Here is a 10,320-nt window from a genome sequence, read left to right on the forward strand (position 1 = left end):
CCGTTTCCGGTAGTTATCCCTGTCTTGTGGGCAGGTTGCCTACGTGTTACTCACCCGTCCGCCGCTAGGTTGTTTAGAAGCAAGCTTCTAAACAACCCCGCTCGACTTGCATGTATTAGGCACGCCGCCAGCGTTCGTCCTGAGCCAGGATCAAACTCTCCATTAAAGACCAACCGGAGCTGGTTTATTGAAAGAGCGATTAGCTCATTTGAAACTGACGAGATAAAATATCTCTTGTTTGATTTTGCGAACAAAATCAATTTACTCACTCGTTGTTCAGTTTTCAAAGATCAATTTTTTCATTCGGCTTTTCTTGGGCCGGATAAATAATATATCATACTTTGGCGATTCATACTACTGGTAAATAATAACTCATAGATGATCTTTTGAATTTTTGAACCATTACATCACAGCCTATCTTACGGCCAGATGAATAATATATCATTTAGGTTTGCTGATTACTACATGTAAGTTATACCAATTGATAAGTGACTTATCAATATCATTTCTATTACTGTACTCCTCATACTTTCGAATTTTTTTCTTCATTTGTATGTACTGTGAATCTTTGACCAGATCTACTGCAGCCGAAAGATGCTTTTCATGTATAGCAGTTAGGAGTTTACGACGAGTTTTTAGTATCTTGCTAAGATTAATCAACAGCAGCATCGGGAGTAGTTTGGTCTTTGGCCGACACACAAACATAAGCTATATCTACTCTATGATGCCTCCCCCTTTCAGTTCCAAAAGGGGTCATTAATATTGAAACGTTCCAATAATTATTTGCGAACATTTTGGAACGTAAAATAGACTAATTTAGAACAGTTCCTAAAAGGATGCTTTTAGGAACGTCGCAATTCATCAATAATTGAAACCAATTCAATACACAGCAAAAAAAGTAGCTCCTGCATCACTTACAGGAACTACTTTTTTGTTACCTTTGCACGACGAAGCTTTTGGTACTACTCCAGTTCACTTTATTATTAAGTGAAAATAAAGCAATAGACTGGGTTCATTGATCTTACGCGGTTTTTGAATTGAATAATCGTCAGCTTTTGAAAAACAAGTATTAGACTGATCATCAAAAATGAGACAGCGGCGGACCAAGACTGAAAATAAAGTCTTAGACTGCCGCTGTTATCATTCAACTAACGTTCTTCGTTAGCGTAAACGCATTACTTGATCAAATTCGATATGTTGCCAGCCAATAACCGACGTTTTCGTATGATTACTCAGCATAGTGCTGTAGGTGCACTAACATATCAACAGTCTCTTAAATCAAAAGCTTCTTCTAGTGCAGCGGTATCTTCGAAGATTTGAAAAAACCTTATCTTCTCCTGTTCTACTTCGCAAATAATTGCCCAATCACTCTCGAACACTTTCCCGGTTACATTGACCTTGATGCGGGAATTCCCCCATGCACACGCTGCTTCCTGATTACCGATGAGTTTGTGAAGGTCTAACCTCTCTATTTGTTCTGCTTCTTCTAATAAGTTTAAATAATTTCTAACACCTTCTTTTCCATGGAATGTTCCATATAAAGGAACTTTATTAGAGGGCTCTTTTTTAAGAATAATAAATTTCGCTTCATCATGAACCAATTCGATCAATTTATCAATCTGTTTGCTTCCTAATGCTTGAAAATAACTTGTTAGCACCTGTTGGGCACTTTGCATTTTCACTAATCTCCCTTCGAATAGGCGGAATAAGTTTTACACAATCTAATAATAACTGTATGTAGAAAATAAAGTCTTAGACCGGAATTGATGATAATTGTCCGTTATCTCTATACTCCTTAACCAGAAGAATGCGGACAACAATGTGTAACGGATTGGATCAGGATGGCGGCGAAGTTCTAAATTTTTATGTACTCTCAGTTTTGCTCAGAAGAATAAGCGTTTCCGAGATAAAGGTTTATCTATCATAATCGCGCCGGTCGGCAAGACGCTGGCATTTAAATAAGATCCACAGCCATATCCCCTCACCCACAATGCCTATTGACCAGTTCGGTCAATAGGAGTAATATGAGATCGACCAATATGGTCAATTGTTATGAAGAAGGGAATTGGCAACGGATGTTTGATAAATTTTTAAACTTGGAGCCCGAAAAGCAGGAACGCATATTAAATGCCGCTATGAAAGAATTTGCCCAAAAGGGCTATAAACATGCCTCAACAAATGATATTGTGGCCGAAGCAAAGATTTCCAAAGGACTTCTGTTTCACTATTTTCAGAACAAGAAGGAATTATTCCTATTTTTGAATGACTTTATTATGGATCATATTCTGAATGAGTTTTTTGCGAAAATCGATTTAAATGAAACGGATCTATTCTTGAGGATCAAACAGTTTGTTACGTTAAAAATTGAAGTCATAAACAAGCACCCTGAAATGTTTAATTTCCTGTTAGCTGCTAGAACGGAAGACGCCCCCGAGGTAAAAGCCGAGCTTGATCGCCGAGATAAATCGGTTACCGCCAGCGGCCAGGCCAAACTATTCGAAAATCTTGATTTTTCCCAGTTTCAAGAAGGGATCGATATCGATAAGGCGATCAATATTTTGATGTGGACGATGGAGGGCATATCCAATCGGGAGAAGGAAAAAGCAGTAACGAATTCCCTCATAATCAACCAGAAGTATTATGACGAAATCGTATCAGAAATGGATGGCTATATCGAGCTGTTTAAATCATGCTGGTACCGTAAACCAGAGAAGGAGTCTTGACGATGAAGCCAATGGTGACGAGCTTTAAGGATTTGACTCCGGAGCTGCAAGTCTCCGCAGGCGGAAAAGGCGGGATGCTCGCCAGCATGCTGCAGGCCGGATATCCGGTGCCGGACGGGTTTGTCATTCTGCCATCTGCTTTTCAAGGCGATAAGCTGCGCCCTCAAGCCTGGAAAGAGATTCAAGCAAAGCTGAACACCATGAGACAAAACCATCCGGGGACGCTCTTCGCTGTCAGATCGTCCGCATTAAACGAGGATTCAGCTCAGGCTTCTTTTGCAGGAGAATTCGAAACAGTGCTGAATGTCAGCACGGACGAGGCCATCGCGGAAGCCATCGATACGGTTTACAAGTCTGGAGAGTCCGAGCGAGTGAAAGTATACAGCTCCGTTCATGGCATCACGTCTCACCAAGTCGCCGTCGTGGTTCAGTATATGGTGCCGTCCGAGGTATCGGGCGTCTTGTTCACGGCGGATCCGGTCTCGGGCAGCCTTACGAGAATGACAGGCAACTTCGTATACGGATTGGGTGAGCAGCTTGTTTCTGGGGAAGCCAATGCCTCTGCATTCACTTTCACTAGGCCCAGAGGTACCTATGAGGGGCCGCATGTGATGAAAAAATACGCTTCCAGATTATATGGATTGGCCGCCAAGCTGGAGAAGAAGCTGGGGAGCCCTCAAGATATCGAATGGGCTATCGCCAAAGGAACGTTATATCTTCTTCAAGCCCGGCCGATTACAACGCTGTCGACGGGCAATCCGGACACGTATGAATGGAACGACTCGTTGACCGGGGATTTCCTGTGGACCAACACCAATATCGGAGAGGCTTTTGCCGATGTGTTTACTCCGTTTAGCTGGTCAGTCATCCGAGCGCTGGACGAGGAGCAATCGCCGCTCCCCGGCTATTATTTATTTTCCGGGAATATCGCCGGAAGAGCGTATTCCAACTTGAGCTACGGACTATCTCTGCTTCCGGCCTTCGGTATCAACATAAAGCGCGGCATCGGAATGATCACAGACGTATTTGGAGAGCTGCCCGAGAGGATGACGATCCCGGTGTACCCGATGACGGCACTAGGTGCCTTAAAGGCAGCAGCGCCTAGGGTAAAGATACGGATGCGCAAATTCAAAGAATCATTTGAAATTATGCCGCAATATCTACAAGAGAATCCGGATTGGTGTACAGCGATGACGGCGCGCATTGGAAACGTAGCGTCAAAAAATGACTTGATAGCGTTATGGAAAAACGAGCTCCTGCCCCATAACTTCAAAGCCTTATGGGTTGCGCTTGCAGGCGGCCGGAAAATGGTGATCGCTTCGAAACTGAGGAAAAAGCTTGTAAGTATGCTTGGCACGGAGGATGCGAATACGCTGCTGTCTAACTTTCGAGGTGACGCAGCGCTTGAAAGTCTTGGCCCCGTTACAGGTATATCCAATATCCTTAAAGGTGAACTGAGCCGCGAGGAGTACAGGAGACGTTATGGCCACCGGGGGCCTCATGAGTTCGAGCTGTCAATCCCTGATCCTGGTGAAAGCGACGAATGGCTGGATAAGCAGATCGATGAATTTAAAACGTCTGATACGGACGTGGAGGGCCATCTTCGAAAGCAGAAGGCAAATTACGAAGCCGCCAGGAAACGGTTGGAGGATCGGTTACCCCGGAAAGCAGGTCGGATTGGCGAAACGCTTGCCAAGGTGGGCGAAGCGGCTCGTCTCCGGGAGTCCGTTCGTTCCGAATGGACCCGGGTATTCCGGGTTAACCGTGCATTTGCCCTCCGGGCAGGACTACTTGCGGGAATCGGCGAGGATGTGTTCTTCCTCTATATCGATGAAGCTCTGAAGCTGCTTGCCGGGGATGCCTCCGCCTTGAAGCATGTCCCGGCCAGAAAAGAAACCTATCGCAAGTACAAGTCGCTTCCGCCGCTTCCCTCCCTCATCCGGGGACGGTTCGATCCTTTCAAGTGGGCGGAGGAACCGAATCGAAGGGTCGATTTCTATGACCCGACAGTACCGATCGCCGCGCCTGACTCCCAGACGCTCAAAGGCTTCGCCGGAGCTGCAGGCCGGGTCGAAGGCAGGGTTCGCATTCTGGCCGCTCCAGAAGAAGGAGAGCAATTTCAGGCTGGTGAAATTTTGGTCGCTTCCACGACCAATGTCGGCTGGACCCCTTTGTTCCCTAGAGCCACGGCGGTCATCACCGATATTGGCGCCCCTCTCTCCCATGCCGCCATCGTCGCCAGAGAGCTGGGCATTCCGGCGGTCGTCGGATGCGGCAACGCCACCGTCCTGCTGAAGACCGGGGACAGAGTCATCGTTGACGGCGGTCAAGGCATTATTCAACTATTGGAAAGGTCATCGATTTAAAAACTGCGAGGAAAGCAGCCACGCGATGACCTCCTTTCCTTTTTGCAGGCGCTAGCGCTTTTCGAATACTAGCTCGAAGTTGCTGAAGAAATTGGATCCCAGCCTGCATCAGCTCCGCCATAATCGGCAGGGACGCATAATTCACCACGCGGGAATCGGGCTTTTGCGGAAAATGATGTTATGCTTGTTAACATCCTTAGAGTATATTTTCCTTAAAATGTTGGAGGTCGCCCTTATTGTAATTATTGCCCTCGACCTGAGCGACGTAAATTAAAAAGTTTATATCATTAAACTTCGTTTAATCCCGTTTCTGCGAAGTAAATACTCGAATTTCAAAAATTGAGCAACAACGGATTGACTTCTCAACTATACATAATGTTTTCTACCACAGCTATGTACCTACAGAAGAGGAGCTTAAGCACTACTACGATGCGGTTTGGCAAGTGAAGAACTTTCAAGACATGATGATCGTCAAGACGCTGATTTATACCGGCGTTCGGGTAAGTGAGTTGATCAATATCAAGTTGTCCGATGTTGATTTCCACTACTGCCAAATCCGGATTAACAAGGGCAAGGGAAGCAAGGATTCGCATTGTCCCCTTCCCTCAATCGTTCAAGGAAATGTTGGCCATGCACGCCGATTCAATGAAAAAGAAGCAGGCGGTTTATCTGTTCGAATCATCATGGAAGAAAAAATATACGGATCGGGGAATACGAAAGATATTGGCCAAATATTCGGAGGAAGCCGGTCTTGTACAAAGCTTGTCACCTCACAAGCTACGATATTTCCTGTTAACCTGGCTTAAAAAGCAGGGCATCGATGACGCGCTTATACAGCCTTATTTCGACCACAAAAGCCGCAAGTCGTTGGAAGTCTATTCAAAGCTTGCAATCACTGATGGCCAGCAGGAATATAGCGAGGTTATCAATGAATTCCCCATTAATTACATCTACTTTGCGGGTGGTGTCAGCTTCGCTGGTACTACTGTTCGGTGAAAATAAAGTATTTTCTTAATGCTTAGGTTGAAATAAGCCCCCTGGTTAAGAACTATATGCAACCCGCGTACGTTCTTTATTTAGTAATTGGAAATGGAATATAATGAGGAGGACGTAGCCCAAGCGAAGGCGCGGGAGCGTCCTTTTTATTGAACTAACGGGCAGTTATTCGCAGTAGCATATACATAATGATCTCAAACAATAGAGCTTCGGTTGGTTCTACTAAGTGCATAACCGTCGCTCTGAACCTGTACCAACATTTTAGTGAATGTACCTCAGTTTGGACTACGAACCTTTCTAAAAACCGACCGTAGGAAAATAGAATTGGAACAATCTCAGTCTCTTCTCGCCCGGATAATAGCCAACAAATTAGCGTTGCTGGAGAAGAAGGGAACTTAAGGAAATAAACCGTTTGCCGTAATGAAGGATGGATTTCTGTAACCGAAACTCTTCTTTTCTTTTGCCGCCCTTCTTCGTGAACCGGCAGAAGCAACCCTGCTTGGTTTCGATCTTTCCACCTTGATCGAGAAATTGGAGAAAGGCGAATTATAAGCCCTTTTCCACCACAAAATCCGAATACCCAAAATATTGAAGGGTGCCTTCTTATAGACACCCTCATTTGCATTATTACTAAAGATTTCCTTGATAGAATGCACCTAATTTTTCAACAGCTTTGCTCACCGGTTCTGGGCTGTCGTACAGGTCATAGTGGTTTGCCCCTTCTATAACGAACAAATCTTTTTTCTCAGAAGCTGCTCGGTTGTAAAGCTCATGGCCATCTTTGTATGAACCAAACGTTCCTTGTACGCCACCAACAATGATTTGTAAAGGTTGAGTCAGCAGACTTTCCGCTAAATGGAAAGCATCAAAGGCAATTATCGAGTCTATGCTGGTGAATTTTAATTTGTTTGGAGAGTTAGGGCTTTGACCTCTTGGTGTTCTGTAGTAATCAACCGCCCCTACAAGATCGATATCGGTCATACCGGCTTCTTCTCTTTCGGCATGACTATTAGGAATCCATTGTGTAACCATAGGTTCGGTTCCGCGCGCTTCCGAAGTGCGTTGCTTAGCAACTTCCTCCAAAACTTTGATAGGATCGCCTTCACGATATCCACGACCGATATTCACGACGACGACTGCGCCAACTGCTTTGATGCGACGATCTGTCATTGCAGCATTTACAGCATATCCGCCTCCTGCACAAACACCGAATACGCCAATACGATTTTCGTCGACATAATCCAGTGTAGTTAAGTAATCAACCGCACACCGAATATCCTCAACGCGTGCGGCCGGGTATTCGGCATAACGAGGTTCGCCCTCACTTTCCCCTTGATAGGATGCATCGAATACGATCGTTACATATCCCAGCTCGGCAAGTTTACCCGCATATATGCCCGCCGTCTGATCTTTACAGCTGTTGCCTGGATGAACGCAAATTATTGCCGGATTTTTTTTCTTTTCCTCAGCATGTTCAGGTCCATTTAGAATCGCTGCCACTCGCAGCCCATGTGCATGAAATGTTACTTTCTTTTTAGTAACTGTCACAGTTAAAACCACCTTCATGTTTAAATACACTTGTGCGTATTAATTGCCTTGTGTATATTTACATTAAAATAAAGGTGAAGCTGATACAATGACCACATTACGCAATAAATGTATTAATACACAAATTGTTTTTATTGTGTATAAAATAAAGGTGGACTGCTGTATGGATAAAATCGATCGAAGAATTTTAAAGACTCGACAGGCTATTCAATCGACTTTTTTGCAAATGTTAGTTAAGGAAGGGTTTGACGAGATTACGGTCAGAAATATTACAGAGAAAGCCAACATTGGTCGAAAAACATTCTACCTGCATTACATGGATAAGTATGATCTGTTAGATCGGATTGTGGACGACCATATCGCGCAATTGCGAGAAATATGTGATCAAAAAAAAGACATAGGGATCATAGAAGGTTCGATATTATGGTTTACTTATTTTGAGCAGCATAAATCATTTTTTGCCGCATTGTTTAAAAGTAAAGATGCTTCATCATTTCGCAAAAAACTATTGTCTTTTACTATAGGGGAGATAAGTAAAAAGATTAATGAGGATTCGCATCCAATTATCGATAAGCAAATATTTTTGAAGTTTTTAGGAACCGCAACAATGGGAGTATTGGAATCTTATGTACTAGAAGAAATAGATAGAGATATGGAATCTGTAGCAACGCAAGTTGTGCAACTATATAGACTAACATTAGAAAGACGAAACGAAGCAGAAGTTTATCGACATATTGAAAAAACTCGCCTCAACGATACATTAAGCTAACGGAGGCGGAGTATTTGATGGGGAAAAATGAATCGGATATGAAGTACTCGGGCACAAATTCAGAGGTCAAAATAAATATCAACTACAGATTGACCAAATGTTTGTTACAAGACAATACAGGAGTAAAATTATGGATTCGCTGAGCAAAGTAGCGAAAACTAGGGGGCGATGATTATTCAACCTGTCGAAATGACAGGTTTTTTTGCATAGAAAAACAAAGAACTTAATAGAGGGATCAGGAAATTGTTTCCTTATGTCAAAAGAACTTAACAGAAGCCCTTTAAAGTTATTGAGGCGGATTCTCGACCTCTCAGTTTATTATGGGTAATGCACCGAATTTAAAACCTGACATGCTACATTGGGTCCATTGCGGAGCTCTTAAGAAAACTTGGTTAATCTGGTGCAAATGATTTGAATGGGTGATCATAAGTTGAATAATTTTATGCTTACGGATACGAGCATTATTGAAGACCAAGACAACTCAAGAGCTTTTTATCCCTTCTATGTTGGAATAGATATTGGTTCGGATTTCCATGTTGCTGCTTGCATTCCATTTGAAAAGTTCCGCAGTGAGAAGGAATGGAAACGCAGTAAAACAATGAAGTTTAACTCGGATAGCCAAGGGATTACAAAGTTTATCCATGCTTTAGAAGATATTCAAGCACAATTCGGGTATAAACCCCAGGATTTCTTTATATTACTGGAACCAACTGGTGGGCATTATTCATATTTAGTTGTTAGAGTTCTATTAGATCGAGGCTATTCTACATATCAGGTTGAAAATAAAGCTGTAAAGGATTTTCGCGAACGCCAGCTAGGACTTAATGAAAAATCCGATGAAATTGATGCTAGAATTATGGCATATATGGGATGGCACAAAACCCTTCATCCTGATATGCGCTCGGTGCGAATAGTTCGTCCTGCAAGTGCAGAGCAGGCTTTATACCGCACATTAACTAGGGATCGCTGGTTACTTACTACTCAATTAACGAGACGTAAGAATCAAGTCCAGCAATTATTTTCTGTAACCAATCCTGAACTTAAACGAACATCTAAAAAAACAGGTGAGTTAAGTGTCTCAAATTAGCTCTGAAGTATCCTACAGCGCAAGAAATGTCCAAGGTAACTCAGGATGAACTTAGGCAAACTTTAATAACAATTGGTGCAAAGACTATAGCTACAAAAGCCTCTATGACCTTGGCAGAACTGTTACCCAACACATTAGCCTTGAAGATTCCACACCTAGCTGAACGGCAAACGTGGCTAATTGAAGAAGCTTTGCGTATAGATGAAGCGATAAAAAGCATGGATAAACATATAGCTTCCCTGCTTTATGGTGATAAAGAAAAAGGATATTACCCTCATCCTTATACAAAGATACTTTGGATCGGTTACACTTAGTTGGACAGAAAAAATAAGGGCTAGTAGAATAAAAACATTAGAATTAGGAACGGATCTACTATGCCAAGACAAAGACGTACATTTACAGCAGATTTTAAGAGACAAATGGTCTCGGTATCAGCATTGTGTGAAGTCCTGCAAATCGCTAGAAGCACGTTCTACTATGAAGCGAAAGAAAAAGACAACGAAGACGAAGTAACTACGGCTTTCGTAGAGATCTTTCATACCCATCGAAAGGCGTATGGAACACGCAAGCTGAAAGTCAAACTTCAGGAGCAAGGACACACCGTTTCCAGACGTCGAATTGGACGGATTATGAAAGAGCAGGGTCTCGTGTCCACGTACACGATAGCGCAGTATAAGCCGCACAAGACCGCTTGTAATGAAGCAACAACGGCGAATGTGTTGAAGCGTGAATTTGATCAAACCAAAGCTAAACGTTTCATAGTCAGCGATCTAACTTATGTGAAAGTTCAGCACAAGTGGCACTACATTTGCGTACTGATCGACTTATTTA

General features: G+C 43.1%; 8 protein-coding genes, 1 rRNA gene and 2 pseudogenes. 8 read left to right on the forward strand and 3 right to left on the reverse strand.

From position 1 onward, the window contains the following. Both JO375_RS14825 and JO375_RS14830 read right to left on the reverse strand, forming a co-directional pair. Nucleotides 1–166: ribosomal RNA gene (locus JO375_RS14825) — 16S ribosomal RNA — on the reverse strand; the annotation flags it as partial. Between the two features lie 1,096 nt (nucleotides 167–1,262). Beyond that, the gene (locus JO375_RS14830; protein WP_229525194.1) at nucleotides 1,263–1,676 is read right to left on the reverse strand and encodes a nuclear transport factor 2 family protein; all 414 of its coding nucleotides are present in this window, start codon (nucleotides 1,674–1,676) and stop codon (nucleotides 1,263–1,265) included. 348 nt (nucleotides 1,677–2,024) lie between these two features. Between JO375_RS14830 and JO375_RS14835 the strand changes: the two genes are divergently transcribed. The 4 genes and pseudogenes from JO375_RS14835 to JO375_RS14845 all read left to right on the forward strand — a co-directional run bounded on the left by JO375_RS14835 (nucleotide 2,025) and on the right by JO375_RS14845 (nucleotide 6,085). Next, nucleotides 2,025–2,723: a TetR/AcrR family transcriptional regulator gene (locus tag JO375_RS14835; RefSeq protein ID WP_229525195.1), complete on the forward strand. Its 699-nt coding sequence runs from the start codon at nucleotides 2,025–2,027 to the stop codon at nucleotides 2,721–2,723. Between the two features lie 2 nt (nucleotides 2,724–2,725). After that, on the forward strand, nucleotides 2,726–5,089 hold the full coding sequence (locus tag JO375_RS14840; RefSeq protein ID WP_229525196.1) for a PEP/pyruvate-binding domain-containing protein: 2,364 nt from the start codon (nucleotides 2,726–2,728) through the stop codon (nucleotides 5,087–5,089). Nucleotides 5,090–5,553: 464 nt separating this feature from the next. Next, nucleotides 5,554–5,598 (forward strand): annotated as a pseudogene (locus JO375_RS24575) (hypothetical protein); the annotation flags it as partial. A gap of 121 nt (nucleotides 5,599–5,719) precedes the next feature. Beyond that, complete coding sequence (locus tag JO375_RS14845) at nucleotides 5,720–6,085, forward strand: tyrosine-type recombinase/integrase (RefSeq protein WP_267497711.1); 366 nt, start codon at nucleotides 5,720–5,722, stop codon at nucleotides 6,083–6,085. Between the two features lie 630 nt (nucleotides 6,086–6,715). Here JO375_RS14845 and JO375_RS14850 read toward each other — a convergent pair. Beyond that, nucleotides 6,716–7,633, reverse strand: coding sequence for an alpha/beta hydrolase (locus JO375_RS14850; RefSeq protein WP_229525197.1), 918 nt, complete (start codon nucleotides 7,631–7,633; stop codon nucleotides 6,716–6,718). 163 nt (nucleotides 7,634–7,796) lie between these two features. Here JO375_RS14850 and JO375_RS14855 point away from each other — a divergent pair, with 163 nt between their 5' ends. From JO375_RS14855 to JO375_RS14870, 4 genes and pseudogenes are all read left to right on the forward strand, one after another. After that, on the forward strand, nucleotides 7,797–8,402 hold the full coding sequence (locus JO375_RS14855) for a TetR/AcrR family transcriptional regulator (RefSeq protein WP_229525198.1): 606 nt from the start codon (nucleotides 7,797–7,799) through the stop codon (nucleotides 8,400–8,402). Nucleotides 8,403–8,832: 430 nt separating this feature from the next. After that, nucleotides 8,833–9,489, forward strand: coding sequence for an IS110 family transposase (locus JO375_RS14860; protein ID WP_229525199.1), 657 nt, complete (start codon nucleotides 8,833–8,835; stop codon nucleotides 9,487–9,489). A 26-nt stretch (nucleotides 9,490–9,515) separates the two neighbouring features. Then, on the forward strand, nucleotides 9,516–9,803 hold the full coding sequence (locus JO375_RS14865) for a hypothetical protein (protein ID WP_229525200.1): 288 nt from the start codon (nucleotides 9,516–9,518) through the stop codon (nucleotides 9,801–9,803). A 99-nt stretch (nucleotides 9,804–9,902) separates the two neighbouring features. Beyond that, nucleotides 9,903–10,320 (forward strand): annotated as a pseudogene (locus JO375_RS14870) (IS3 family transposase); the annotation flags it as partial.

It is taken from the genome of Paenibacillus farraposensis (assembly GCF_020736845.1).
GTDB classification, from domain to species: Bacteria; Bacillota; Bacilli; order Paenibacillales; family Paenibacillaceae; genus Paenibacillus; species Paenibacillus farraposensis.